Source organism: Pseudomonas gessardii, from assembly GCF_001983165.1.
GTDB classification, from domain to species: Bacteria; Pseudomonadota; Gammaproteobacteria; order Pseudomonadales; family Pseudomonadaceae; genus Aquipseudomonas; species Aquipseudomonas gessardii.
Window position 1 is genome coordinate 130189 of the sequence record NZ_MNPU01000001.1, and the last position, 26725, is coordinate 156913.

Consider the following 26725-nt stretch of genomic DNA (forward strand, 5'->3'; position numbering starts at 1 on the left):
AGATTGCCTTGTTCAAAGGGAACACACATTGCAGAACTGGCGAAGAGGCCAGGTGAAAACTGGGTTTGGTGTGGGGCGGGCTTGCCCGCGATAGCGGAGTGTCAGTCAATGTATTAGGTGGCTGATCCACTGCCATCGCGGGCAAGCCCGCTCCCACTTTTTATTGCGCCGGTGCCGCCTTCATTTTCTCGGCAATCTTCGCATCCACCGCCGCGCGAATCTGGTCGATGCTGAAGCTCGCCGGTTTCTGGCTGGGCGGGTAGTCGATGAAGGTTTCGAGGAAGGCCGCCGACTTGGTCACCGCGACGCCCGCCAGGTACACGTTCTTGGTGCTCCAGTCGTAATACTGGTCAGACACCACGTCCGCCCGCTCGTACGGGTCCATGCGCAAGTTGAGGATCTTCGGCACCCGCAGGCACACGAACGGCTCGCTCCAGACCCGGAACCCTCCCGGCTGGCGCTGTTCGCAGAACACCACTTTCCAGTTGTCGAAGCGCATCGACACCAGCACCCCGTCATCGTTGAAGTAGTAGAACTCGTTGCGTGCGCCCTTGGGTTGCTGGCCGGTCAGGTACGGCAGTTGGTTGAAACCGTCCAGGTGCACCTTGAAGTTGGCGCCGCCCGCCACCGGGGCCCAGCCTTTGAGCAGTTTGTCTTTGACTTGCGCATCACCGGCTGCCGCGAGCAGGGTCGGGAACCAGTCCATGCCCGAGACCATCTCGTTGGAGACCTCGCCGCCCTTGATCTTGCCCGGCCAGCGAATGATCGCCGGCACCCGGTAGGCGCCTTCCCAGTTGGAGTTCTTCTCGTTGCGAAACGGCGTGGTCGCCGCGTCCGGCCACGAGAACTGGTTCGGCCCGTTATCGGAGGTGTAGACCACGATGGTGTTGTCGGCGATTTTCAAGTCGTCGAGGGTCTGCAAGAGTTTGCCGACGTCACCGTCGTGCTCCAGCATGCCATCGGCGTACTCGTTGCCGGGCATGCCGCTCTGGCCCTTCATCGAGTCGCGTACGTGGGTGAACACGTGCATGCGCGTGGTGTTCATCCAGACGAAGAACGGCTTGTCGGCCTCGGCCTGTTTCTTGATGAACGCCTGGGCGGCGGCAGTGGTTTCGTCGTCGATGGTTTCCATGCGCTTGGTGGTCAAGGCACCGGTGTCTTCGATCTTGCCGTCGGCAAAGCTGTGGATCACCCCGCGCGGGGTGTTGGCCTTGACGAAGGCGGCGTCGTCCTTGGGCCAGTACGGGCGTTCCGGTTCTTCTTCGGCATTGAGGTGGTACAGGTTGCCGAAGAACTCGTCAAAGCCATGGTTGGTGGGCAGGTACTCATCGCGGTCGCCCAGGTGGTTCTTACCAAATTGCCCGGTGGCGTAACCCAGGGACTTGAGCGCCTGGGCAATCGTGATGTCGCGCTTCTGCAAGCCCACCGCTGCACCGGGGATGCCGACCTTGGACAAGCCCGTGCGCAACGGCGTCTGGCCGGTGATAAAGGATGAGCGCCCGGCGGTGCAGCTGTTTTCCGCATAATAGTCGGTGAATATCATGCCTTCCTTGGCGATACGGTCGATGTTCGGCGTCTTGTAGCCCACCACGCCCATGGAATAGGCGCTGATATTGGTTTGCCCGATGTCATCGCCGAATATCACCAGGATATTTGGTTTTTCGGCGGCCAGGGCTGTTGCCCCGCCCCCCATCACTGAAACCGCCACCAGGGCCAGTTTCGGTAGCCACTTGCCTATGCGAGTCATAAGACCTGCTCCTATATCGGCTTGAGTCGCACTGCTGCGACCAACGTTTACTACAGTCCATCGCGACGTCTTTGCTTATTGCACCTGCTTTTGCACAACCGGCTCGAACGGGTAGATACGCCGCCAATCGGCCGCCATATCAACCACGTTCCAACCCTTTGTCCTGGCTTCATCGAGGGCCTTGTCCAGGCGCCCGACCTGGGAGTGGCGGTCATAGGCCCACTCGCGGGTGGCATCGGTGTGGTGCACCAGGCCCATAAAACGTTTGCCTGCACCTGCCGCCGTCCATTGCAGCATCTGCAAGTCGCCGTCGGAGTTGCCGAACGCCAGGATTGGCCGCCGGCCAATCACCGCATCAATGCTTTCCGGCTTGCCCGGGCCGTCGTCGTTATGGGCCAGCTTGGCCGTGCGCAGGATCTGCGGCGTGCCGTCGCTGATCTGGAACCGGGTGACGAAGGTGCTGCCGATCACCTGTTCCGGCGGCACGCCATAGACCACTTCGGCAAAGGCCCGCATAAATGCGGTATCGCCACCGGACACGATGTAGGTCTTGAATTGCTGGCTGCGCAGGTAGTCGAGCATTTCCAGCATCGGCTGGTAGATCATCTCGGTGTAGGGCTTGCCGGTTTTGGGATGGCGGGCCTGGGTCAGCCAGGCCTTGGCATTGGCGATAAAGGTCTCGGTGCTGATCCCGGTATGGGTCGCGCCGATGATTTTCAGCAGGCCGTCCATGCCGCTCTGGGCCAGGGCCTGGTGGTCGTTTTCCAGCACGGCCTGGAACGGCTGGGTGGTTTTCCATTGCGGGTGCTGGGGCGCCAGGCGTTTGATTTCATCGAAGGCGAACAGCACCTGGAAGTAGGCCGGTTGCTCGGTCCACAGGGTGCCGTCGTTGTCGAACACGGCGATGCGCTCGGCGGGTTTGACGTAGTCCGTCGAGCCTTCGGTGGTCACGGCCTGGACGAATTCCATGATGTGCTGTTTGCTCGGGCCTTCATGCCACGACGGCAATGGGTCGGCGGCCAATGCCGCAAAGCTCAGGCCCAGCAGCAGGGGCAGGGTGCGGCGCACAGAGGTCATGGGAAATCCTTTTCACGGCGAGGGTTGAGTGGTTGCAAGCGTAGTTGACGACAGACCCGGCGCACTGTGGCCCAGGCATGTCGCCACAGTGGCAGCAACCGTGGCCACCACTGGCGGCCCAGGTAGCCGGCCAAGACCAGCAGCACCAGCGTCGCGCTCCAGGCCAGGGCGTGCCGGGACAGTTGCCAGCGTGTGTGCTGGCCGAGGTCCTTGAGGTCCTGGGCGATGGAAAAGGTCGGGCGGTAGTCGCTGCTGGCCAGGGCCTCGACGCTAATGGCGGGCAGTTGCGCCACTTGCAGGCGCTGGTTGCGGCTGTCCCACCACTTCACGCGGATGGCCGGCAGTTGGTAATGGCCGCCCTGTTCGACCCGGTACACCCAGCGATCCACGCGCTGGCCGCCAGTGACCGTGCCGCGCCCGTCGTCCAGGTTGCCGATGGCGGGCGTCTGCGGGTAAGCGCGCAAGCCTGCAATCGCCACCTGCAGCGGCGCCGGCAATGACAGCGCCGGGGTGTTGTCGGCCTGCAAGGTGAGGGTGCGGGTCAGGCTGTCGCCCACTTTCAACGGTGTGGCCGACGTGCTGAGGCTCTGGCTCAGGCGCAGCCCTTCGGCCACCAGCAACGGTTCACCGGGGGCAAAACCGGGTGGCCGCGTGGCCTTGAACGCCAGTGGCGTGCTATGGGCGGTCAGGGGCGCGCTGGCCTGGCCGGGCTGCGCGCGGATGGCCAGGGACGGCACGCTGAAATCCTGCGCCACGCTGGGGGTGATGCGGTAGCGATAGCGCATGCCATAGAAGGTCTGGCCGTCGATCACCTGGGTCAGGTGCTCGGCCTCGCCCCCCGGCGCCTCGACCCGCGCCCCCGGCAGTTGCAGGGCGGGCAGGCTGACGGCGGCGGTGAACCAGGTGTTGGTCAGCACATCCACCTGCAACTGTGCCTGCTCGCCCACCCTCACCGCCGGGCCCGGCAGCAGTTGCACCAGTACCTTGAGTTGCGGCTCGCCGGCCATGAGCGGTGTGCAGAACAGCAGGCCGAGCAGGGCATGCTTATTCATGGGCATCCCCCTGGTCTTGCAGGCTGAATTTGCGCCGCAGGAAGTTGGCCGGCGAGGTGGTCAAGTTCTGCAACCACAGGGCGTCATTGCTGGCCTGTTCGGTCTGCACCGCCTTGGTTTGGCCCTTGCCGGGCGTCTTGTCGAACTGGATCGCATCGGGCTTGACCTCGGGCGCGTTGGCGGCGGCGCTTTCGGTGTCTTGTTTCAGGGCCATGGCCAAGGCCAGGTTGGCGCGGGCCTCGGGGAACTGTGGCTGGCGCTGCAAGGCTTGCTGGTAGGCGCTGATGGCCTGGTCGAACTTGAAGCGGCGTACCTGGATATTGCCCAGGTAGAACGCCGCCTGCGCGCTGTCGAGCTGGGCGAAAGTGGCCAGGGCCAGGTCATAGTCGGCGGCGTTATAGGCGGCGATGCCCTTCCAGTACGGGTCGATAAACAGGCGGGCGGCGGCGGGGTAGTGGTGGTGCTCGAAGGCCCAGCGCCCTTGTTGATCGGCGCTGAGAAACGCATCGACCAACCCGTTGGCATTAACCTGCGCCGGTTGCAGGAACAGGCCCAGCATCACCACGGCGGCCCAGTTCAGGCTCCAGCCGCGGCGCACGCCCAACAGCGCTACCAGCAATAGCGGCCAGCACAGCCAGTAGCCAGCGTCTTGCCATTGCAGGGCGCGCTGTTGTTCATCGCTCGCCTGGAAGTGCTGTTGGGCATGCAATTGCACCCAGTCCAGATCGTCGTCATTGAGGGTCAGGCTGCCCAGCGGGGCGTCGGTGGCGCCAGCCAGTTGCTTGAGGGCGGGCGCGTCAAAACTGCCGGGGTTGCTGCCTACCGCCAGTACCAGCACTTGCAGCGGGCTGTCGGCCAAGAGGGGCTTGAGCCGGGGCAGTTGGGTGAGGTCGGCACCGTCGCTGAGCAGCAGCAGGGTGCCCGGCGACTTTTCCGCGTCCAGCAGGCGCCTGGCTTGCTCGATCACCCCGGCCACATCCTTGCCTGGCCGGGTGATCAGATCACTGCCGAGGGCCTGGATAAAGCTGTCCAGCAGCGCCGGGTCATCGGTGGGCGGCAACACCAGGTGCGCGCTGCCGGCGTAGACGATCAGTGCGGTTTTTGCGCCTTTGCGCCGCGCAACCAGGTCATGCACCTTGTGTTTGGCCGCTTCCAGGCGGGTGGGCGGTACATCGAGGCTGTCCATGGAGGGCGACAGGTCCAGGGCAATGATCAACGGCGCACGGTTCTCCAGGAAACCCGGTCGATCCTGCTCCCAGGTCGGCCCGGCGGCGGCGAGAGCGCCGAGCACCAATAGCGTACTGGCCAGATGCACCGGGCGCAGGCGCTGGGGATTATTGGGCGTGAGCAGCAGGTGCGGCAACAGGTGCGGGGCGATAGTGCCGCGCAGGCGCCGTTGCAGGTCGCGGTTGCGTCGCCAGAGCAGGGGCAGCAGCACGCCGACCAGCGCCAGCAACAGCCAGGCCGGGCGCAGGAAGTGCAAGTCATTGAGGTTGAACGCCATCGGGCACCTCCCGTTGGGGACGGTACGACCAGGCGGCGATCAGGTGATACACGGCAAACAGGCCCAGGGCGGCAGTCAACGGCAGCCAGAACAGATCGCGCTTGGGCTGGTGGCTCAAGGTCTGCACTTGATGGGGCGTGAGCTGGTCGAGGGTGGTGTAGACCTGCTCCAGGGTGTCGCGGTTTTCTGCGCGCCAATAGCGCCCGCCGGTGGCCTGGGCAATCTGCTGCAAGGCGCCCAGGTTGACCTTGGCTTCGCCCGACGCATCGGGGTCGCCAATGCCGATGGTATGGATCACCACGCCTTTGGCCGCCGCCATGCTGGCGGCGTGGTCCAGGGTGATTGCGCTGCTGGTGTCGTTGCCGTCGGTGAGCAGGATCAGTACTTTTTCCTGCTCGTGGGCCGCGTCCAGCAGCTTCAGGCTCAGGCCGATGGCATCGCCAATGGCCGTGTTGGGCCCGGCCATGCCGATGCCGCTGTCATCGAGCAGCAGCGCCAGGCTGGCATGGTCCAGGGTCAGCGGTGCCTGGGGGTAGGCGCCGCTGCCAAACAGGATCAGGCCCAGGCGGTCATCCTTGCGCCGTTGGATAAACCCCTGCACCACCTGTTTGACCGCGGCCAGGCGGTCGGTCTTCTGGCCGTTGGCGTCGGTGAAGTCCTGGGTCTGCATGGATTGGGAAATATCGATGGCTAGCATCAGGTCGCGCACCGGCTGTTGGCGTTCGATGGGTTTTTCCACCCACACCGGGCGGGCCACGGCCAGCACCAGAAGGGCCCAGACCAGCAGGTTGAGCAGCAGTTGCCGGCGATTGCTGCGGCTGTCGCTGCCTGCCGGGGCCTGGCCTACCGCCCGGCTCATACCGGCAAAAAACGGCACCCGCACCGCGCTGCGGGCCTCGCGGTAGGCGGGCAGGTAATGCCAGGCCAGCCAGGGCAAGGGCAGCAGGAGCAACCACCAGGGGTAATCAAGCTGCCACATGATGCCCCTCCACCCAGGTTCGGCAGTGGGCCAGCAGGCGGGTGCGCTGTTCGGCAGACAGCGCGTCGGCCGGGGCATAAGCCAGCTCGGCCAGTTGCCGGCTAAGGTCGGCCGGCACCGGCGCAGCGCCATGGCGTTGCAGGAAGGCTTGCCAGTCGGCGCCACTCAAGGTCGGCACGCGCTGCCGTTCCTCGGGGGTAAGGGGCATCGACAGCGCCACGCGCTTGAGCAATACCGGCAGCTCCCGTAGATCCTCCAGCGCCTCCAGGCGCGCCAGGGCCTCGCGGCGATAGGCATTGCGCCGCCACGCCAGCCAGGCCCTGGCCGCCCACACCAGCAGGCCGAGGACCAGCAGCCCGAGCAGCAGCCACCAGCCCCAGGTCTGCGGCCAGTAGCTGACGGGCGCGGGCAAGCCCAGCTCTTGCAGCTGTTCGATGCTCGGCACCTGGGTGTTCAACGGCGCCTGCCCAGTTCGGCGCGCAATTGCTCGGCGGCGGGCAGGGCGCTGCTGAACATCAGCACGGGCACCTGGCTGCGCCGCAACAGGCTGGCGACATCCTTGAGGCGCCCACCGAGAAAGTCCCCCAGGGGTTGGCGCACCTGTTGTTTGTGCACGGCCAATTCCACTTGCAACTGGCCCTGGGTCACGCGCAGTTGCCCGCGTGTGGGCACGTTGAGGGCCAGCGGATCGTAGACCTGCAGGGCGAGCACATCGTTATGGGCCGACAGCTGGCGCAGCAGTTGCAGGGTGCGCGGCCCGGCGCCGGCAAAGTCGCTGACAAGGCAGATCAAATGGTCATGTCCGGCCAGGGCCAGGCACTGCTGCAAGACCTTGTCCAGTTGCCCGTCGCCTTCATGGTCGGGGTTGCGCGCGTTGAGCGCCTGGTTGTGTTGCACGATGCGGCTGCACAGGGTCTCGACCCGCTGGCGACTGCGCAACGGGGCCACAGCGTCGATGCGCTCATCGTTGAACACCACGCCGCCGACCCGGTCGCCGGCATTGAACACCATCCACGCGGCCAGCGCGGCCAGTTCGGCGGCGAGCGCCGATTTGAAGCTGCGTACCGAGCCAAAGAACATCGACATGCGCTGATCGACCACGATCAAGGCCGGGCGATCGCGCTCTTCGGTAAAGGCGCGCACCACCGGCTTGCCGGTACGCAGGGAGGCGCGCCAGTCAAGGTGGCGCAGGTCGTCGCCGGGCTGATAGCGCCGCAGCTCGTCGAAGTTCAGGCCGCGTCCGCGCAGGCGTGAGGCATGGTTGCCCGCCAGGAGGCTGCCCCGGGGTTGGCGCGCCACAAAGCTCAAGCCCCGTGCCTGGAACTGCAGGGCCATCAACTGCCCGAGGGCCACGTAGACCAGGCCGTCGGCGTTCATGCCGGGATCGCTACTTTGGCCAGCAGGCGGTCGAGCACCTGATCGGCACCGACCCCATCGGCCACCGCGTCGTAGCTCAGTTGCAGGCGGTGGCGCAGCACCGGGTGCAGCACCGCTTGCACATTGGCCGGGGTCACGAAGGCCTGGCCCTGCAACCAGGCGTCGGCACGTGCGCAACGGTCCAGGCCGATGCCGCCACGGGGGCTGGCCCCCAGGCTGATCCAGCGCGCCAGGTCCGGGTCGTAGTCGCCGGGATGGCGGGTGGCGTTGATCAGGTCGATCAGGTAGCGGTCGATGGCCGGCGCGACCTGCACGGCGCTGACTTCCCGGCGGGCGGCGAAGATCACCTCTTGTGCCAGGTTGAAGCCCTGGCTGACAGGGGCGTCGCCTGCCTGTTCTTCGGCCCGCAGCAAGCGCAGCACCTGGCTTTCATCGTCGGCGCTGGGGTAGTCGAGGAGGATTTTCATCACGAAGCGGTCCATCTGTGCTTCGGGCAACGGGTAGGTGCCTTCCTGCTCGATGGGGTTCTGGGTGGCGACCACGATAAACAGCTCGGGCAGCGGGTGGCTGGCGCCGGCCACCGTGATCTGCCGCTCTTCCATGGCTTCGAGCAGGGCAGCCTGGACCTTGGCCGGGGCGCGGTTGATTTCATCGGCGAGGATCAGGTTGCCGAACAAGGGGCCGGGCTGGAAGCGGATCTGGTTCTGCCCGTTTACCTGGTGCAGCACCTCGGCGCCGGTAATGTCCGACGGCAGCAGGTCGGGGGTGAACTGAATCCGGCTCATCTTCGCGTCCAGGTGCCTGGCCAGGGCCTTGACCGTGCGGGTCTTGGCCAGCCCGGGCAGGCTTTCCAGCAGCAAGTGCCCGTTGGCCAGCAGGCCCAGGAGGATCTGCCGGATAACCGGGGCCTGGCCCAGCACGCTTTCGGCGATGCTGGCTTGCAGGGCGTTTAGATCGTTGAGTGCTGTCATCGCAATCGTCCTTGAGGCAAAGGAGCCCCGGGGGGCGGCGACCACGCCATTGGCGATGACCGACACCTGAAAAAGCCACTACCAGACGTATTGCATACGCAAGGTCCAGGTGTTCACGTCGGGCGAACCGCGGCGTTCGGCGATGGTGTCGGAATAGGCCAGCAGCCCACCGAATTGCGGCGTGAGCATAAAGCCCAGGCTCGCCCCCAGCAGGCCGTTTTCCTGTTTGTTGTCCTGCCAGATGCCGTCGATCTTGCTTTCGCCGCCCCGGCTGTAGGTGGCATCCAGCGACGCCCAGAGGGCGCGGTTGATGGTGTAGCTGTAGTGACCCTCGATGGCATACAGCGGTTTTTGTTCCAGCTTGCTGTTGCCGTGGTACTCGTCGTTGTCGCCAAACAGCGAGACCCAGGTATTGATCTCCAGCCATGTGGGGCCGAACGGTGTGCCGAAGCCCAGTTCCGGCTTGACCACCCAGCGGTTGGCGCCGATGTTGATCACACGGTCCTTGTCATAGTCGCCGGTGGGCACGGTGAGCCATACGGCGCCGGTCAGGAAGGTCTCGGGTTGCCAGCTGGCAAACTCCTCGGCCGTGAGGGCCGGGCCGCCGAAGATGTTATGGGCGAACACCACCTGGGCATCGCCCATGCCGCCGTTGTGTTTGGTGCCATCGAAGAAGCGTGCGTTGTCGAAGGACGCCGACACATCGGCATAAGGCTGGATAAGCTGGAGAGCGCTGTTGCGCCCGTCGATGCCGAACGTGCGCGCGTAGCGCAACAGGTACACATCGGCGTTGAGCGACAGGCCATCGAGGGGCAGCGTAGTGTCGATGGGCGTGTTGGTATCCACCCGGTTGTAATACCCGAACAGCATATTCAGGTCGGTGGGGGTGTTCTGCCAATCCCTGGCATTGTCCGCAACACTGATCCCTGGCACCAGCGCCAGCGTGGCGGCGGCGAATGCACTCAGTTGACTGCGTGAAGCCATGGCTCTACTCCTTGTCTCGGCCTGATATCAGGGGAGACGGGTCGATTATTTTACCGGGGTCAGCGCCGGTAGTTTCCACTGGCCGTTACCCACCTCAGGCTTGGGCAGGTAAATGCGCAGTACGGCGTAGAACGGGCCGGGTGGTGCCGGCAGCCAGTTGCTTTGCTCGGCTTTGGGCGGCTCGTGATGCTGGACCTTGAGGGTCAGGCCGCCATCGGCATCGAGCTTGAGCTGGGGCAGCATCCGCGAGTTGATCAGGTAGCGTTTCTTGTGGTTCTCCACCAATAGCTTGTTCTTGCCGTTGTACAGGGTCAGCGACCAGAACGCGTCGGCGGGTGGCAGTTGGCCCTTGGCAAAGTGCAGGGTGTAGCTGTGCTTGGCGCCGTTGGCCGGCTTGCCCTCGCTGTCGACGAAGTAGCCCATGTAGGCGGCCTCATCGGTGGAGTTGCCGAAAATCCCCATGTCGGCACCGGCGTAGCGGTACAGGTAGTTGTTTTGCAGGTGATCGCGGCTGCCGAACAGGTCGCCGCTGGCCACTTGATGGGTGTCGATCTTGTCTTTCTTGAACCTGGCAAACTCGGCCTTGCCGTCGGCGATCCCGTCTTCCAGGGCCTTGCGTTGTTCGGTGCTCAACTGGGCGACCTTGAACGGCGCGCCAGGGGCGATACCGATCTTGGCAAAGCGTGCCAGCAGCTCTTTTTCACTGGCCTGGGGGGCGGCGAAGGCCAGCATGAAGTTCAGGTAGCGGAACAACTGCGGGCTGTCGCTCATCTCGGCGACCGGCTTGGGCCACTCGATCTTCGCCACCTTGGCCGGCGCTGCCTGTTTGACGTAGCCGCTCAGGGACTGGACCTTGTAGCCGGCCTGGATCTGCTTGACCTTGGCCAGGTCCCTGTCATCGAACAACTGGGTGCGATACAGGGCGTAGGCGATGTTGCTTTCGCTGTAGACCACGCGGTCTACATCCAGCGGTTGCTGACCCTGCCAGTCGGGCCCGGCGACCATGTAGTGCCCGCCGTTGTTGCCGGTGCTGCGGGTGCCCAGGTAGGCGAAGTTCTGGGTGTAGAGGTCGATCAACTGCACGGAGTAATAGCGGTTGTCCTCGATTTTCGGCAGGGTCAGCACCATTGGCTCGCGGCGCAGGTCCAGCCAGACAAAGGAGTAGGGCGTGTCCGAATTGGGCGTGACAAAGGCCGTGTCCTTGGGCGTGAACACCTTGGCGGTGTTGCCGATGTGGTTGAACGGCGCCTTGAAGTTGGCGCCGCCCTTGTCCACCGCCTGGGTGTAGAGGGTCTTGTACATTTCCACCACCGGGAAGCCATACAGGTAGGCTTCCTTGGCAATGGCCCGGGCTTCGCTGGGGGAGGCGGTAAAGTCCGCCCAGGCGCCGGTACTCAGCAGTATCGAGAGGCTCGCCAACAGCAGGCGTGTCGGTTTTGCAATCATGTGGGTGCGTCCTTCCTTTAAAGCGTTACCCCACTGGCCGCAGGGCCAGTTGGCTGAAGCCCGCAGTGTGAATCAGGGTCTGCATAACACCGTGGTTATTTTCCGAAAGTCACATTGATCCCGGCGAACAGGGTGAACTGCGGCAAGCCATCGCCTTTGCGCGCGACTGTCCACTGCGGCTCGACATAGGCGTTGAGGATATTGCTGCCGGCTTTCCACGCCTTGCCCGCACCCAGGCCGATGGGGATGTAGTGGGTGTCGTTCTTCAGGTCGAAGGTCCAGGTGCCGGTGGAGCGCAGGTACCAGCCCTTGGGCAGGTTATGGATGATAAAGGGCTGCAGGGTCGCGCTTTCCACATGGGCGCGGTCGCGGTCGCCGGCGAACGAGCTCTGGTACTGCACCAGCGCGCCCAGCAGGCCACGGGGCGAGGCGTCGATGGCCACGGCCGCCAGGCCGGCCTGCCATTTGCCGGTGCCCAGTTCGTCGTGCTCGGCAGTGGGTGCGGTGAGTTGTGGGCCGATGCCCAACTGCACGCCCTCGGTCTTGAGCAGGAAGATATCGAACAGGTTCAGGTCGCCGATGCCGGTGCTGTAGCCGCGATGGGGATCGGGCCGGGTACTCAGGGGCAGGGTGGCGCGCAGCAACTGGGGCACGCCGATAAAGTCCGAGGGAGCAATGGGCAGCGCGCCGCGCAGCAGCAGGTCATTGGTATGGGCATGGGTGTCGTACAACCTGGGGGTGTAGTAATCCTGCAGGTTGACGCCCGGTGCCAGGTTGAGCGGGTTGTTACTCTTGTTGGCGGTCTCGGCGTTATCGGCCTCGGCAGCAAATGCGGGCAACAGTAAAGCGGCCAGCAGCAATGCCGGAATTCGCGTTAGCGTGGACATGAAAACTCCCCAGTTCCTTGGTCACTGACCCGAGAGCGCTTATTGAAGGCTGCCGGTGGTCCTTATTTGAAAAACATGTAGGACTTGTCGTTTGAACCTAGCAGTTAAATTCAGACTCGCTAGTCATTCGGATGAATTAATGACTTTATGTGGGGGGAATCACGGTTTTTGGATGGCGGCCGCAGGAGCGATCAGCTCCCCAGCATGGTCTTGACCTTATCGCGCAGTTGATCGATGGAGAACGGCTTGGCAATCATCTGCACACCCGCAGGCAGCTCGATGTTTTCGGCATAGCCACTGGCAAGCAGGATGGGCAAGGCCGGGCGCAATGTGCGGGTTTTTTCCGCCAGGTCCTTGCCATTCATGCCCGGCAAGCCCCAGTCGGTCATCATCAGGTCGAGCCCATGGGCGCTGTCTTGCAAGAAGATCAGCGCCGCTTCGGCATGTTCAGCCTCAAGCACCTTGAACTCCAGTTCTTCGAGCACATCGACGATCAACATGCGCACGATAGCGTCGTCTTCGACTACAAGGATGGTGGAGGCAGCGGACATAGTGAGGGTTCCCAGATAGTGGAGGTACAGATCTTGAACAATTGAAAGACCATCCTCTAGTGAGTCGCGTCGATCTCGGCAAGTTCCCCAAACGGGGGCGGGCATTGTGCCGAGAATCAGGGGCAATGTCCTGAGTGTGTCGTTGAAATACGTCAGAAACATAGCCTTCGGCGACGATTCTGGGGCAAACTTCCGGTTTTTCCGCACTTGGCCAAGGCTCGCCCATGACTCCCGTTGCGTCAGTCGATGAAAACAGTTTCCGCAAACTCCTGAGCCGCAACGTGGGCTTGCCACTGGGGGTGGGTGTGCTCAGCGCGGTGTTTTTCGTGTGCCTGATCACCTACCTGCTGTCGGTGATCCAGTGGGTGGAGCACACGGACCGGGTGATCAATAACCTCAATGAAACCTCGAAGCTGACGGTTGACCTGGAAACCGGCATGCGTGGTTTCCTGATCACGGGGGACGAGCATTTCCTCGACCCTTACGAAGTGGCCAAGCCGCGGATCATTTCCGACTTGCGCAGCCTGCGTGAGTTGGTGGCAGACAACCCCCAGCAAGTGGATCGGCTCAAGCGCCTGGAGTCGTTGCAGCTGGAGTGGAACACGTACGCCCAGTCGATGATTGATCTGCAACGTAGCAACGGCGACTACCGCGGCGCGGTGAAGGCCGGGCGTGGCAAGCGCCTGACCGACGAGATCCGCAAGGAATTCGACCATGCGATTGCGATGGAGCAACAGTTTCGCCTCGAGCGCAATGAAGACGTGACCCGCACCACGGTCTTGAGCGTGACGCTTTACCTGCTGTTTGTGCTGGGCCTCAGTGGCTTCCTGGCCTATGCCGGCAGAAAGAACCTCTTGGTCCTTTCCGACAGTTACAGCGCCAACCTGGCTTCGCAAATGAAGATTGCCAAGCGCCTGGAACAGCAGGCCTGGCTGCGCAATGGCCAGACCGAACTGGCCGAACAGGTGCTTGGGCAACTGACCCTGAACCTGTTGGGGCGCAATATCCTGCAGTTCTGTGCCCAGTACATGGGGTCGGTGGTGGCTGCGCTGTATGTGCGCGAAGAGCACGGTGGCCTCAAGCGTGTGGCCGCGTACGGCTTCTCCCGGGAGCAGGAGGCGCAGGAGCAGGCGATCTACCGCGACGAGGGGATTGTCGGCCAGGCCGCCCAGCAGCAGCGCTTGATTCGCCTGGATGATGTACCCGTGGACTACTTCAAGGTCAGTTCCGGCCTGGGCACTGGCGCGCCCCGCAGCGTACTGGTCGTGCCCACCAGTGACGACGACCGGGTCAACGGAGTGATCGAGCTGGGCTTCTTGCGCGCCCTGGATGAGCGCGATGTGGAACTGCTGGAGTTGATCGCCGGCAATATCGGCACGTCCATCGAAGCGGCGCGTTATCGCCAGCGCTTGCAGGAAGTCCTGGCCGAGACCCAGCAGCTTAATGAAGAACTACAAGTGCAACAGGAAGAGCTCAAGACCGCCAACGAGGAGCTGGAAGAACAGTCGCGCATCCTCAAGGAGTCCCAGGTGCACCTGGAGACCCAGCAGGCGGAGCTGGAGCAGACCAACGAGCAATTGGCCGAGCAGGCCCAGATCCTCGCCGACCAGCGCGACGCCATGGACCGCAAGAACGTCGAACTCAACCGCGTGCAGGTCGAGCTGGAGGACCGCGCCGATGAGTTGCAGCGCTCCAGCAAGTACAAGTCCGAATTCCTCGCCAACATGTCCCATGAGCTGCGCACGCCGCTCAACAGTTCGCTGATCCTGGCCAAGTTGCTGGCGGAGAACGCCGAGGAAAACCTCAGCGCCGAACAGGTCAAGTTTGCCGAGTCGATCTATTCGGCGGGCAACGATCTGCTCAACCTGATCAATGACATCCTGGATATCGCCAAGGTCGAGGCCGGCAAGCTCGATATGCGCCCCGAGAACACCAGCGTGGCGCGCCTGGCCGAGGGCTTGCGCGCCATGTTCGAGCCGTTGGCCAGCGACCGCAAGCTGGGCTTCCAGGTGGAGGTGCAGGCCGGCGCGCCGCTGATGCTGTTCACCGACCGCCAGCGCCTGGAGCAGATCCTCAAGAACCTGCTGTCCAACGCCGTCAAGTTCACCGAGAAGGGCCAGGTCAGCCTGACCATTTCCCGCCAGCCGGGGGAGGGCATTGCCTTTACCGTGCGCGATTCCGGGATCGGTATCGCGCCCGACCAGCAAGAAAGCATCTTCGAGGCCTTCCGCCAGGCCGACGGCACCACCAACCGCCGCTATGGCGGTACGGGCCTGGGCCTGTCGATTTCCCGCGACTTGGCCACGTTGTTGGGCGGCTACATCAGCGTCACCAGCGAGCCGGGCCAGGGCAGTCTCTTTACCCTGGTGCTGCCGGAGCAGTACGTGGAGCGTGATGAAGACGCGCCGGCGGTCGAGCATCCACGGGCCGTGGTGGCGGCCCCGGCCCCCGTGGCGCCGGTGAAGGTCTCGCCGTTGCCGGTGGCGGATGCCGCATTGATCCCGCGCTTTGCCGACGACCGCGAGCAGGCACCGTTCGCCACCCGCTGCATCCTGGTGGTGGAGGACGAGCCGAACTTTGCGCGCATCCTCTTCGACCTGGCCCATGAACTGGGTTACCACTGCCTGGTGGCCCATGGCGCGGACGAGGGCTACACCCTGGCCGAACAGTACCTGCCCGACGCGATCCTGCTGGACATGCGCCTGCCGGACCACTCCGGGCTCACCGTATTGCAGCGCCTCAAGGAGCACGCCGAGACCCGGCATATCCCGGTGCATGTGATTTCCGTCGAGGATCGCGTGGAAGCCGCCATGCACATGGGCGCCATCGGCTATGCGGTCAAGCCCACCACCCGCGAAGAGCTCAAGGACGTGTTTGCCCGCCTGGAGGCCAAGCTGACGCAGAAGGTCAAGCGCATCCTGCTGGTGGAAGACGACGACTTGCAGCGCGACAGCATTGCCCGCCTGATCGGCGACGATGATATCGAGATCACCGCCGTCGGTTTCGCCCAGGAAGCCTTGGACCTGCTGCGCAGCACGGTGTACGACTGCATGATCATCGACCTCAAGCTGCCGGACATGCTCGGCAATGAGCTGCTCAAGCGCATGGCCACCGAGGATATCTGCTCGTTCCCGCCGGTGATCGTCTACACCGGGCGCAACCTGACCCGGGATGAAGAGGCGGAACTGCGCAAGTATTCGCGCTCGATCATCATCAAGGGCGCCCGTTCACCTGAACGCTTGCTGGATGAAGTGACACTCTTTCTGCACAAAGTCGAATCCCAGCTGTCCCAGGAACGCCAGAAGATGCTCAAGACCGCCCGCAGCCGCGACAAGGTCTTCGAGGGGCGCAAGGTGCTGCTGGTGGACGACGATGTGCGCAACATCTTTGCCCTCACCAGTGCCCTGGAACACAAGGGGGCGATTGTGGTGATCGGCCGTAACGGCCGTGAGGCCATCGAGAAGCTCAATGAAGTCGAGGACATCGACCTGGTGCTGATGGACGTGATGATGCCGGAAATGGACGGCTACGAGGCGACCGCGTTGATCCGCCAGGACCCGCGCTGGCGCAAGTTGCCGATCATTGCGGTTACGGCCAAGGCCATGAAGGACGATCAGGAGCGCTGCCTGGCGGCGGGCTCCAACGATTACCTGGCCAAGCCCATTGACCTGGACCGGCTGTTCTCGCTGATCCGGGTGTGGTTGCCCAAGATGGAACGCATTTAAGTGGAAATACACTAAGTGGATCGAAGTACTGATATTGAACTGCGCTTGTTGATCGAGGCGATTTACCTCAAGTACAGCTATGACTTTCGCGACTATTCCGGGGCTTCGATCAAGCGCCGTGTGGCCCATGCCTTGCGCCAGTTCGACTGCAAGACCATTTCGGCCTTGCAGGAGCGGGTGCTGCACGATCCCACGGCGTTTATGCAGTTGTTGCAGTACTTGACCATTCCGGTCAGCGAGATGTTTCGCGACCCGTCGCACTTTTTGGCGATTCGCCAGGAAGTGGTGCCGCTGCTCAAGACCTACCCGTCGATCAAGATCTGGATCGCCGGTTGCAGCACCGGGGAAGAGGTGTACTCCATGGCCATCCTGCTACGGGAGGAGGGCTTGCTGGAGCGCACGATCATCTACGCCACCGATATCAACCCCAACTCCCTGGAGAAGGCCAAGCAGGGGATCTTTTCCCTGGAGAACGTGCGTGCGTACACCCACAACTACCAGCAGGCCGGGGGGCAGCGTTCGTTTGCCGACTACTACACCGCGGCCTACGATTACGCGATCTTCGACAAGACCCTGCGCGAGAACGTCACGTTCGCCGATCACAGCCTGGCGACCGATAGTGTATTCTCAGAAACTCAATTAATTTCATGTCGTAATGTACTGATTTACTTCAATAAAAAATTGCAAGATCGCGCATTTGGGCTGTTCCACGAGTCGCTGTGCCATCGCGGCTTCCTGGTGCTGGGCAGTAAGGAAACCCTGGATTTTTCCGCTTACAGCAAGCAGTTTGAACCCTTGGTCAAGCAAGAACGGATCTACCGCAAATCATGAATCAAGCCGCTGCCAGCCCGGCGTGTGTGTCGGGTGTCCAAGCCATTGTCGTTGGCGCATCCGCCGGTGGGGTCGAGGCGTTGCTGAGTATTTTCGGGGGCCTGGCGCCGGGCTTCCGTTTGCCGATCATCGTCGTGTTGCACCTGCCGGATGAGCGCCGCAGCCAGTTGGCCGAAGTGTTTGGCCGACGTGTGGCCATGACCGTGGTGGAAGCGCGGGACAAGGAAATGATCCAGCCCGGCACCCTGTATTTTGCCGGCCCTGGTTACCACCTGTCGGTGGAGCACGACCGCAGCCTGTCCCTGAGCCAGGAGGAGCGTGTGCATCACTCCCGTCCGGCCATTGATTATCTGTTCGAGTCGGCCGCCGACACCTATGGCCCGAACCTGCTGGCGATCCTGCTGACCGGCGCCAACCAGGACGGCGCACGCGGCCTGGCCCAGGTCAAGCTGCGCGGCGGCACCACCGTGGTCCAGGACCCGGCACAGGCCCAGGTGGCCGTGATGCCCAAGGCGGCCCTGGCGCTGCATACACCTGACCATATTCTCACTTTGAGCCACATTGGCGATTTGCTGGCTTCCCTGGAACCTTCCCCATGTTGAGTACTATCCAGGCCAAACTGCTGATCGTCGACGATCTGCCGGAAAACCTGCTGGCCCTTGAAGCGCTGATCAAGCGCGAGGACCGCCATGTATATAAGGCATTGAGCGCCGACGAAGCCTTGTCGCTGCTGCTGGAGCACGAATTCGCCATGGCGATTCTCGACGTGCAGATGCCGGGCATGAATGGCTTTGAACTGGCCGAGCTGATGCGCGGCACCGAAAAGACCAAGAACATTCCCATTGTGTTTGTCAGCGCGGCCGGCCGTGAGCTCAACTACGCCTTCAAGGGCTACGAGAGCGGCGCCGTGGACTTCCTGCACAAACCGTTGGATATCCATGCGGTCAAGAGCAAGGTCAATGTGTTCGTCGACCTGTATCGCCAGAGCAAGGCCATGAAGCTACAGGTCGAAGCCCTGGAACACAGCCGCCGCGAGCAGGAACTGTTGCTCAACCGCCTGCAGGCGACCCAGGCGGAACTGGAGCAGGCGGTGCGCATGCGCGATGACTTTATGTCGATCGTTGCCCACGAAGTGCGCACCCCCCTCAACGGCCTGATCCTGGAGACCCAACTGCGCAAGATGCACCTGGCCCGGGACAACGCGGCAGCGTTCACCCTGGACAAGATGCACGCCATGGTCGACCGCGACGAGCGGCAGATCCAGAGCCTGATCCGCCTGATCGAAGACATGCTGGATGTGTCGCGGATCCGCACCGGCAAGCTGTCGATCCGCCCGGGGCAGTTCGACCTGGCGCAGTTGGTGCGCAACCTGCTGGAGAACTTTGCCCCGCAAGTGGCGGCGGCCGAGTCGTCGGTGCAACTGGATGCGCCACAGCCGGTGGAGGGCAACTGGGACGAGTTCCGCATTGAACAGGTGGTGTCCAACCTGCTGACCAACGCCCTGCGCTATGGCGCCAAGAGCCCGGTGGCGGTGCGGGTATACGCCGAACATGGCGAGGCCAGGGTGGAAGTGCAGGATCGCGGGATCGGTATCAGCGAAGACAACCAGAAGCGGATTTTCCAGCAGTTCGAGCGCGTGTCCGCCAACCATGCCGTGGCAGGGCTGGGCCTGGGGCTGTTTATTTCCGAGCAGATCGTTGCGGCCCATGGCGGCACAATTGAAGTCCAGAGCCGGATAGGCGAGGGCGCATTGTTCCGCGTGTGCCTGCCCTTGGGGGCCGGGGCGTGAAACCAATCGTCACACTGACGCAACCTCTGCGTGACCCCATGGTCGTATCAGCAGCAATTGACCGGACAAAGGCTTCCCATGAGTGAAGATGCACAAGATGTTGTACTGATCGTCGAGGATGACGAGTCGATCATGTTCGTGCTGGGCGAATACCTGTCGGGCCTTGGGTATCGGGTTCTCAAGGCCATCGACGGCGAGCAGGCCTTTGAAATCCTTGCCTCCAAGCCGCACCTGGACCTGATGGTGACTGACTATCGCCTGCCTGGCGGGATTTCCGGGGTGCAGATCGCCGAGCCGGCGATCAAATTGCGCCCAGAGTTGAAGGTGATCTTTATCAGCGGTTATCCCCAGGAGATCCTCGACTGCAACAGCCCGATCACGCGCAATGCACCGATCCTGGCCAAGCCGTTTGATCTGGATACGCTGCAGGAGCATATCCAGCGGCTATTGGCCTGAGGTTTCAAGTTCGCGCCAGGATGCGCTGACGGTGCCGCGACGCGGGAGCATTTTTCAGGAAGTGCCCCGCACGTTTTATAGGCGTCAGGCCCCAATCATCTCCCGCACCTTCGCCGTCAACAGGTCGAAGGTAAACGGCTTGGTGATCAACTGCATTCCCGGATCCAGGAACCCACCGCGCACTGCCGCATGCTCGGCATACCCGGTAATAAACAGCACCTTCAAGTCCGGGCGTATCTGCCGGCCGATTTCCGCCAATTGCCGCCCATTCATCCCCGGCAACCCCACATCGCTGATCAGCAGATCAATGCGCTGGCAGGATTCGATGATCGGCAAGGCGCTGCCGGCATCCGACGCTTCGACAAAGGCATAGCCCAACTCACTCAGTACCTGGCTCACCAGCACCCGCACCGCCGGGTCGTCCTCGACGATCAGCACGGTCTCTCCGGCATTGGCAAAGGGCAGCAGGGCCGGGTCCAGGGGCGCCTCGGCGGTGACTTCACCGACAAACCTTGGCAGGAACAGGCTCACCGTGGTGCCTTTGCCGACCTCGCTGTGGATGGTCACATGGCCATGGGACTGGCGGGCGAAGCCGTAGATCATCGACAAGCCCAGGCCGGTGCCCTGGCCGATGGGCTTGGTGGTGAAAAACGGGTCGAAGGCCCGGCTGATCACGGTGTCCGGCATGCCGCAGCCGGTGTCGCTGACGCTCAGCTCCACGTAGTCGCCCGGGGTCAGGGTGCCGTAGGCCGCGGTAAACACGTTGTCCAGATGGCGGTTGCGGGTTTCGATCACCAGCCGCCCGCCGTCGGGCATGGCATCCCGGGCATTCAGGGCCAGGTTGAGCAGGGCGCTTTCCAGCTGATTGGGGTCGGCTTCGGCGGTCCACAGCGGCGCGCTCAGTTGCATCTCCAGCACGCTGCTTTCGTTGAGGCTGCGTTGCAGCAGTTCGCCCATGGACGCCACCAACTGGTTGATCTCCACCGGTTTGGAGTCCAGCGATTGGCGGCGGGAAAACGCCAGCAGGCGGTGGGTCAGGCCGGCAGCGCGGTTGGCCGAGGTCACGCCAAGGTCGATCAGGCTGTCGAGGTCATCCAGGCGGCCTCGCGCCAGGCGCCGGCGCAGCAGTTCCAGGCTGCCGATAATGCCGGTGAGCATATTGTTGAAGTCATGGGCGATGCCGCCGGTCAATTGGCCGACGGCTTCCATTTTTTGCGACTGGCGCAAGGCTTCTTCGTTGCTGCGCAATTGCGCGGTGCGCTCTTCGACTTGCTGCTCAAGGGTTTCCAGGGTGCGTTGCAGGCGCAGTTCGCTTTGGCTCAGGTCAATCAGGCGGTCGCGGGCTTCGTACTGGCGTCGGCGCCCGCGCAGGGCGGTGGTCACCAGGCTGATCAGGGTCACCGGGTGGAACGGCCGCTCCAGCAAGGTGATGTTGCCCAGCCGGGCGCTCAGGTGTGAAGACGCGTTCTGTTCATTGCCGCCATGGTGGGTCAGCAGCACGATGGGCAGGTCCGACCAGGCCGGCTGCTGGTGCAGATAGTCCAGCAGCGGCTCCAACCCGACCCCGTGCAACGCTTCGGCGGCGATGATCAAAAGGCCCGCGCCCTGTTCCAGTTCGTTGCAGAGCATTGACAGGTTGGGGGTGGCAATCCCGCTGAAACCTGCCTCGTTGAGCATCATCAAGGCCAGTGAGCTGTCCCGCCCCAGGGGCGCGAGAATGATCGCGCGCTCGGAGACGGCCGGAAGGCTACTCATCACAGGCTCTCATCCTTGAGCAGCGGGTTGCCGGCGCCCATGTAGGTGGGCACCCCGCGCAGCACGCCCTGGAAGGCTTCGAGGGGTTCGCCGATGGTCATGCCACGGCTGGCGATGCGGTATTCGCGAATGGTCGATTCATGGCTGCCGGTACGTTTCTTGATGATGGAAATGGCCCGCCGCACCTTGCCCAGGGCCTCGAAGTAGCGCAGCAGGATCACGGTATCGGCCAGGTAGGTGATATCCACCGGCGCTTGCATGTCGCCCACCAGGCCGTGCTGGGCCACGGTCATGAAGGTCGCTGCGCCCCGGCGGTTGAGGTACAGCAACAGCTCGTGCATATGCAGCACCAGGGCGTTTTCTTCAGGCATGGCCGCCTGGTAACCGTTGATGCTGTCGATGACCACGGTCTTGATCTGGCGTTCATCGACGCAGCGCCGTACCCGGTGGGAAAACTCGCCGGGCGACAGCTCGGCGGCGTCTACCTGCTCGATCAACAGGTTGCCGGTGGCTTGCAGGGCGGCCAGGTCGATGCCCATGTTTTTCATGCGGTCAAACAGCAGGCCCAGCTCTTCATCGAAGATAAACAGCGCGGCTTTTTCGCCACGGGCCACTGCCGCGGCGGCGAAGATCATCGAGATCAACGACTTGCCGGTGCCTGCCGGGCCGAGGATCAGGGTGCTGGAACCGGTCTCGATACCGCCACCGAGCAGCGCATCCATCTCGCGAATGCCGCTGGTCAGGGTCTGGCGTTTGTAGCCGCCGCGATGCTCGGCCGCCACCAGGCGCGGGAACACATGCACGCCGTCCTCCATGATGGTGAAGTCGTGGAAGCCGCCGCGATATTTCTGGCCACGGTACTTCACCACCCGGACCCGGCGCCGTTCCGCGCCGTAGTTGGGGGTCAGTTCTTCCAGGCGGATCACCCCGTGGGCCACGCTGTGCACGGTTTTATCCAGGGATTCGGTGGTCAGGTCGTCCAGCAGCAGCACGGTGGCGTCGTAGCGCACGAAGTAGTGTTTGATCGCCAGGATCTGCCTTCGATAGCGCAACGAGCTCTGTGCCAGCAGGCGGATTTCCGAGAGGCTGTCGATCACCACGCGGGTCGGCTTGACCCGTTCCACCACCTCGAAGATCTGCCGGGTCGCTTCGCCCAGTTCCAGGTCGGAGGAGTACAGCAGGCTTTGCTGGTGCTCGGCATTGAGCAGGCTTTCCGGCGGGGTCAGTTCAAAGATATGGATATGCTCATCCAGGTCCCAACCGTGGGACTTGGCGCCCTGGCGCAGTTCGCGCTCGGTTTCCGACAGGGTGATATACAGCGATCGTTCCCCGGCCTTGGACCCGGCCTGGAGAAAGTGCAGGGCCACGGTGGTCTTGCCGGTGCCGGGCTCGCCTTCGAGCAGGAACAGATGGCTACGCGAGAGGCCCCCGCAAAGAATGTCGTCAAGACCTTCGATACCGGTGGCCGCCTTTGCTGTGAACAGCTCTTTGGATGTAGACAAGAAGTGCCCTCGGGTCACGTATAAGTTGAGGGGCGCGCCGGGTAAAGGCGCGCCCTATTCACTTGACCGTTGGGCTGTGGGGCGGTTCAACGTTTTATGGCAATTGTGTAATCCAGCGCACAGTGTGCAAGGGCTGGCGCGGCTCACAGGCCCTGCTGCAGGGCGGGATCGTCCGGGTTTTGCTGTTCCAGCTGGGCCAACAACACCTGGACGTTCTGCAACTGGCCGCTTTCCTTCCAATAGTTGATCAGCAGGACCCGCGCCTTGCGGTTGGCGGGATGGCGCTGGACGATTTCTTCCAACTGGCGCTGGGCGGCTTCCAGTTCTTCCTGGTCATGCAGGGTGGTGGCCAGGTCGTAGCGGTAATCCTGGTTCTCGGGTTCCAGCTCCACGGCCTTGGACAGGCCCAGTAGGGCGTATTCGCGCTCACCATGGTGCAGCAGCCACATGCCCAGGGCATGTTGCAGGTAGGCCGACTCGGGGTGGGCCTGCAACTGGGTGGCCAGCACCTGGCGCGAGTCATCGACCTTGCCCTGTTTGTCCAGCAGCTCGATGCGCGCTACCACGGCCGGCAGGTTTTCCGGGTCCAGGCGCAAGGCCTGTTCCAGGGCATGTTGCGCCTCGGGCAGCAGGGCGCTGTGGATGTACAGGCGGGCCAGCTGGATCCAGCCTTCGGGGCTTTCGGGCTGGGCCTTGAGGTACTTCGCATATTCATCCAGCACCAGCTGCAAGGGGCCGAAGTACAGGCCCAGGGTGTCGGGCGACAGGCCCAGCAGGGCGTTGGCCGCGGCAAACCGTACACTTTGCTCGTCATCGTCGAGCAGGGGGCCCAGCAACAGGGTGCGCTGGCCGCTGGGCACCAGGCCAACAATGCTGGCAATGGCCGCCTGGCGCACCCGCGGCGATGGGTGGCTCAAGTCCTTGTCCGCCAGCTTCAAGGCCTGGGGGCTGGGGTAGTTGGGCAGCTCGCCATGCAGGGCGGCGCGGCGCACATCGGACAGGTCTGGCCGGCCCAGTTGCTGATACAACACGCGCGCGGCGCCGGGTTCGCCGTTATGCGCCTGTTTCAGGGCCTTGGAGTAACCGTGGGCAATCGCCGGCGGCACGGACACGCTGGGGGTGCGGGAGAAATACCAAAAAATCAGTACAACCAATAACAGGGCGCTCAGGCCGATGATCGCGTAACGGCGTGACTTTGACATGCAGGCGTCCGAAAGCTGGGCAGCTAGTGCAAAGTGACCAGCTTCGGTCAGACACCGGCGAGTGTCAAACCTGTGTCACGTCAGCACGTAGTCCACCGGCGCCAACGGCGCGGGCAGGGCGGTTTCGCCGAGGGCCGCGAGGATCTCCCGTTCCAGGCTGCGCACGATGGCATTGCACGGCAGGTCGTTTTCGTCGAAGCCAAAGGGGTCTTCCAGGTCATCGCCGATTTCATCCAGGCCAAAGAAGGTGTAGCTGACAATGGCGGTGAAAATCGGCGTCAGCCAGCCCAGGGGCTCGGCCATGGCAAACGGCAGCAGGATGCAGAACAGATAGATGGTGCGGTGCAGCAGCAAGGTGTAGGGGAAGGGCAGCGGCGTGCTCTTGATCCGTTCGCACGCGGCCTGCACCTGGCTCAGGCCCACCAGGCGGGTTTCCAGCTGGGTGTAGCGCCAGTCGCTGATCCGGCCCTGTTGCGCGGCGTCCGAGCAGTGGGCACCGAGGGTTTGCAGGACCCGGTCAGGTAGGTTCGGATGGCTGGGCTCCACGCTGATCCACGGCTGGATGGCCCGGGCCTCGTCTTCCAGGCGCAGGCGCGCCACCAGGCCATGGGCAAAACCGCACAGGCCGCGCAACAGCCCTTCGCGCTCGCCGGGCAGGGTAAAAACCTGGCTCTCACGGATCAGCGAGCGGACTTCAATGACCATCTGCCCCAATTGTTTGCGGCCTTCCCACCAGCGGTCGTAGCAGGCGTTATTGCGAAAACTCATGAAGATCGACAGCGACAGCCCCAGCAGGGTGAACGGCGTGGCGTTGACCTTGGAGAAATAGGCCGGGTGCAGGGTTTCCACCAGCACGATCACCGAGGCCAGCAGTGTGACCAGCAGGCTGCGCAGGGCAATGCGCTTGGCAATCGAGCCCTTGAGGGAGAACAGGATGCCGAACAGGTTGGGTTTGGGGCGAACAATCATCGAGGGGCTTCTTCGGTGGCGCAGGCCCTCAGATTAGAAGTTGGCGGGCGGGGCGTCCAATCGCTTGCGTTGACCGGGCGATTGTCGGCCTCTATGACACAACCGTTTGTTCCAGAGCGTTATTGGCCAAACCAGTCAGCCACATTGAAAGCTTTGACCATTGTCCGTGCGCGGCTCTGGCGCCACTATTTGCGCAGCTTCACCCTGCAAAAGCACGCCCCCCAAAACAACAAAAGACCGAGGGATTTGCCACGATGCGCGATTATTTGGCTGCGACCACCCAGTTCAACTACCAGCAAACCGTCGAGGCCGCACTGGCCGGGCACCTGCAAGGCCTCAACGCCTGCGTCGAGTGTTGCGACCGGCACGCGCTGCCGGGGCGCATCGCGTTGTTCTGGGAGGGCAAGGATGGCGGCAGCGCCACCGTCACCTTCAGCCAATTGCAGGACCAGGCGGCGCGTTTGGCCAATTTTTTCCTGGCCCAGGGCGTCAAGCGTGGTGACAAGGTGGCCGGCCTGTTACCACGCACCGCCGAATTGCTGGTGACGGTGCTCGCCACCTGGCGCATTGGCGCGGTCTATCAACCGCTGTTCACCGCGTTCGGGCCCAAGGCCATTGAACACCGCCTGAACAGTTCCGGCGCGGCGCTGGTGGTGACCGACGCGGTCAACCGCAGCAAGCTGGCCGAGGTCGCCGACTGCCCGACCATCGTCACCGTGGCCGGCGCCAAGGGCGAAGGCATTGTGCGTGGCGATTTCAGCTTCTGGGCCGAGTTGGCCAACTATTCCAATGTGTGCGAGCCGGTCCTGCTGGGCGCCGATGATCCCTTCCTGCTGATGTTCACCTCTGGCACCACCGGCCCCTCGAAAGCCCTGGCCGTGCCGCTCAAGGCCCTGGTCGCGTTCCAGAGCTACACCCGCGACGCCGTGGACCTGCGCCCCGAAGACGCGTTCTGGAACGTCGCCGATCCGGGCTGGGCCTACGGTATCTACTTCGGCGTGACCGGGCCGCTGTCCATGGGCCATCCGATCACCTTCTACGATGGCCCGTTCACCCTGGAAAGCACCTGCCGGGTCATCAATAAATACGGGATCACCAACCTGACCGGTTCGCCCACGGCCTACCGCCTGCTGATCGCCGGTGGCGAGCAGTTCGCGCGCTCGATCAAGGGCCGGCTGCGTATTGTCAGCAGCGCCGGCGAGCCGCTGAACCCGGAAGTGATCCGCTGGTTCGCCGATAACCTGGGCGTGACCATCCACGACCATTATGGCCAGACCGAGCTGGGCATGGTCCTGTGCAACCACCATGGCCTGGAACACCCGGTGCATGTCGGCTCCGCCGGCTTTGCCTCGCCGGGGCACCGCATTGTGGTGCTGGACGACAATCACCAGGAACTGCCCGCCGGCCAGCCCGGCATCCTTGCTATCGACCGCGAGCAGTCACCCATGTGCTGGTTCGCCGGCTACGAAGGGGTCAAGACCAAGGCCTTTGTCGGCAAGTATTACTTGAGCGGCGACACCGTGGAGTTGAACCCCGATGGCAGTATCAGCTTTGTCGGGCGCAGCGACGATGTGATCACCACCTCTGGCTACCGGGTAGGGCCGTTCGATGTGGAAAGTGCCCTGGTCGAGCACCCGGCAGTGATCGAAGCCGCCGTAGTCGGCAAGCCGGACGCTGCGCGTACCGAACTGGTCAAGGCCTTTGTGGTGATCAACAGCCAGTACCGCGCCGACGCCGCATTGGCCGAAGAGCTGCGCCAGCATGTGCGCAAGCGCCTGGCGGCCCATGCCTACCCACGGGAAATCGAATTTGTCAGCGACTTGCCCAAGACCCCGAGCGGCAAGCTGCAACGCTTTATTTTGCGTAACCAGGAAATCGCCAAGGTCCAGGCAGCGACCACGGCTTGATCCCTCTTTTAAGG

At 63.1% G+C, this 26725-nt stretch carries 22 protein-coding genes; 6 read left to right on the top strand and 16 right to left on the bottom strand.

The window, feature by feature from the left end; all coding sequences use genetic code 11:
* Positions 1-160 precede the first annotated feature (160 nt).
* The 12 genes from BLL38_RS00595 to BLL38_RS00650 form a co-directional block, all read right to left on the bottom strand.
* Positions 161-1747 (bottom strand): arylsulfatase, encoded by a 1587-nt coding sequence (locus BLL38_RS00595; RefSeq protein ID WP_076960825.1) that lies wholly within the window; start codon positions 1745-1747, stop codon positions 161-163.
* A gap of 75 nt (positions 1748-1822) precedes the next feature.
* Positions 1823-2824 (bottom strand): HAD family hydrolase, encoded by a 1002-nt coding sequence (locus BLL38_RS00600; protein WP_076960826.1) that lies wholly within the window; start codon positions 2822-2824, stop codon positions 1823-1825.
* On the bottom strand, positions 2821-3876 hold the full coding sequence (locus BLL38_RS00605; RefSeq protein WP_076960827.1) for a BatD family protein: 1056 nt from the start codon (positions 3874-3876) through the stop codon (positions 2821-2823). The genes BLL38_RS00600 and BLL38_RS00605 overlap by 4 nt, the downstream gene beginning before the upstream one ends.
* Complete coding sequence (locus tag BLL38_RS00610; protein ID WP_076960828.1) at positions 3869-5380, bottom strand: VWA domain-containing protein; 1512 nt, start codon at positions 5378-5380, stop codon at positions 3869-3871. The genes BLL38_RS00605 and BLL38_RS00610 overlap by 8 nt, the downstream gene beginning before the upstream one ends.
* A complete protein-coding gene (locus BLL38_RS00615; RefSeq protein WP_076960829.1) occupies positions 5361-6359 on the bottom strand; it encodes a vWA domain-containing protein in 999 nt (332 codons plus the stop codon). Before BLL38_RS00615 ends, BLL38_RS00610 begins: the two co-directional genes overlap by 20 nt.
* Positions 6346-6816, bottom strand: coding sequence for a DUF4381 domain-containing protein (locus tag BLL38_RS00620; protein WP_076960830.1), 471 nt, complete (start codon positions 6814-6816; stop codon positions 6346-6348). The genes BLL38_RS00615 and BLL38_RS00620 overlap by 14 nt, the downstream gene beginning before the upstream one ends.
* On the bottom strand, positions 6813-7736 hold the full coding sequence (locus tag BLL38_RS00625; protein ID WP_076960831.1) for a DUF58 domain-containing protein: 924 nt from the start codon (positions 7734-7736) through the stop codon (positions 6813-6815). Before BLL38_RS00625 ends, BLL38_RS00620 begins: the two co-directional genes overlap by 4 nt.
* Positions 7733-8707, bottom strand: coding sequence for an AAA family ATPase (locus BLL38_RS00630; protein ID WP_076960832.1), 975 nt, complete (start codon positions 8705-8707; stop codon positions 7733-7735). Before BLL38_RS00630 ends, BLL38_RS00625 begins: the two co-directional genes overlap by 4 nt.
* Positions 8708-8785: 78 nt before the next feature.
* Positions 8786-9691: a transporter gene (locus BLL38_RS00635; RefSeq protein WP_076960833.1), complete on the bottom strand. Its 906-nt coding sequence runs from the start codon at positions 9689-9691 to the stop codon at positions 8786-8788.
* 45 nt (positions 9692-9736) lie between these two features.
* Complete coding sequence (locus BLL38_RS00640; protein WP_076960834.1) at positions 9737-11137, bottom strand: DUF1254 domain-containing protein; 1401 nt, start codon at positions 11135-11137, stop codon at positions 9737-9739.
* 95 nt (positions 11138-11232) lie between these two features.
* Positions 11233-12024 carry a hypothetical protein gene (locus BLL38_RS00645; protein ID WP_076960835.1) on the bottom strand — a complete coding sequence of 264 codons (792 nt, stop codon included), beginning with the start codon at positions 12022-12024 and terminating at the stop codon, positions 11233-11235.
* A gap of 191 nt (positions 12025-12215) precedes the next feature.
* Positions 12216-12575, bottom strand: coding sequence for a response regulator (locus tag BLL38_RS00650; protein ID WP_076960836.1), 360 nt, complete (start codon positions 12573-12575; stop codon positions 12216-12218).
* A gap of 224 nt (positions 12576-12799) precedes the next feature.
* Between BLL38_RS00650 and BLL38_RS00655 the strand changes: the two genes are divergently transcribed.
* The 5 genes from BLL38_RS00655 (at position 12800) to BLL38_RS00675 (ending at position 19376) form a co-directional block, all read left to right on the top strand.
* Positions 12800-16300: a response regulator gene (locus BLL38_RS00655; protein ID WP_076960837.1), complete on the top strand. Its 3501-nt coding sequence runs from the start codon at positions 12800-12802 to the stop codon at positions 16298-16300.
* A 15-nt stretch (positions 16301-16315) separates the two neighbouring features.
* Complete coding sequence (locus tag BLL38_RS00660) at positions 16316-17131, top strand: CheR family methyltransferase (RefSeq protein WP_076960838.1); 816 nt, start codon at positions 16316-16318, stop codon at positions 17129-17131.
* Positions 17128-17733 carry a chemotaxis protein CheB gene (locus tag BLL38_RS00665; RefSeq protein WP_076960839.1) on the top strand — a complete coding sequence of 202 codons (606 nt, stop codon included), beginning with the start codon at positions 17128-17130 and terminating at the stop codon, positions 17731-17733. The genes BLL38_RS00660 and BLL38_RS00665 overlap by 4 nt, the downstream gene beginning before the upstream one ends.
* Positions 17727-18920 (top strand): hybrid sensor histidine kinase/response regulator, encoded by a 1194-nt coding sequence (locus BLL38_RS00670; RefSeq protein WP_076960840.1) that lies wholly within the window; start codon positions 17727-17729, stop codon positions 18918-18920. Before BLL38_RS00665 ends, BLL38_RS00670 begins: the two co-directional genes overlap by 7 nt.
* A 78-nt stretch (positions 18921-18998) precedes the next feature.
* On the top strand, positions 18999-19376 hold the full coding sequence (locus BLL38_RS00675; RefSeq protein WP_076960841.1) for a response regulator: 378 nt from the start codon (positions 18999-19001) through the stop codon (positions 19374-19376).
* Between the two features lie 84 nt (positions 19377-19460).
* On the opposite strand, the gene BLL38_RS00680 is transcribed toward BLL38_RS00675, so the two are convergent.
* The 4 genes from BLL38_RS00680 to BLL38_RS00695 all read right to left on the bottom strand — a co-directional run bounded on the left by BLL38_RS00680 (position 19461) and on the right by BLL38_RS00695 (position 24804).
* Entirely contained in the window at positions 19461-21131 is a 1671-nt protein-coding gene (locus BLL38_RS00680; RefSeq protein ID WP_076960842.1) for an ATP-binding protein, read from the bottom strand.
* The gene (locus BLL38_RS00685; protein ID WP_076960843.1) at positions 21131-22633 is read right to left on the bottom strand and encodes an ATPase domain-containing protein; all 1503 of its coding nucleotides are present in this window, start codon (positions 22631-22633) and stop codon (positions 21131-21133) included. Before BLL38_RS00685 ends, BLL38_RS00680 begins: the two co-directional genes overlap by 1 nt.
* Positions 22634-22776: 143 nt before the next feature.
* Complete coding sequence (locus BLL38_RS00690) at positions 22777-23835, bottom strand: tetratricopeptide repeat protein (protein ID WP_076960844.1); 1059 nt, start codon at positions 23833-23835, stop codon at positions 22777-22779.
* Between the two features lie 75 nt (positions 23836-23910).
* The gene (locus tag BLL38_RS00695) at positions 23911-24804 is read right to left on the bottom strand and encodes a bestrophin family protein (protein ID WP_076960845.1); all 894 of its coding nucleotides are present in this window, start codon (positions 24802-24804) and stop codon (positions 23911-23913) included.
* Between the two features lie 254 nt (positions 24805-25058).
* Between BLL38_RS00695 and BLL38_RS00700 the strand changes: the two genes are divergently transcribed.
* Positions 25059-26711, top strand: coding sequence for an AMP-binding protein (locus BLL38_RS00700; RefSeq protein WP_076960846.1), 1653 nt, complete (start codon positions 25059-25061; stop codon positions 26709-26711).
* Positions 26712-26725 lie beyond the last annotated feature (14 nt).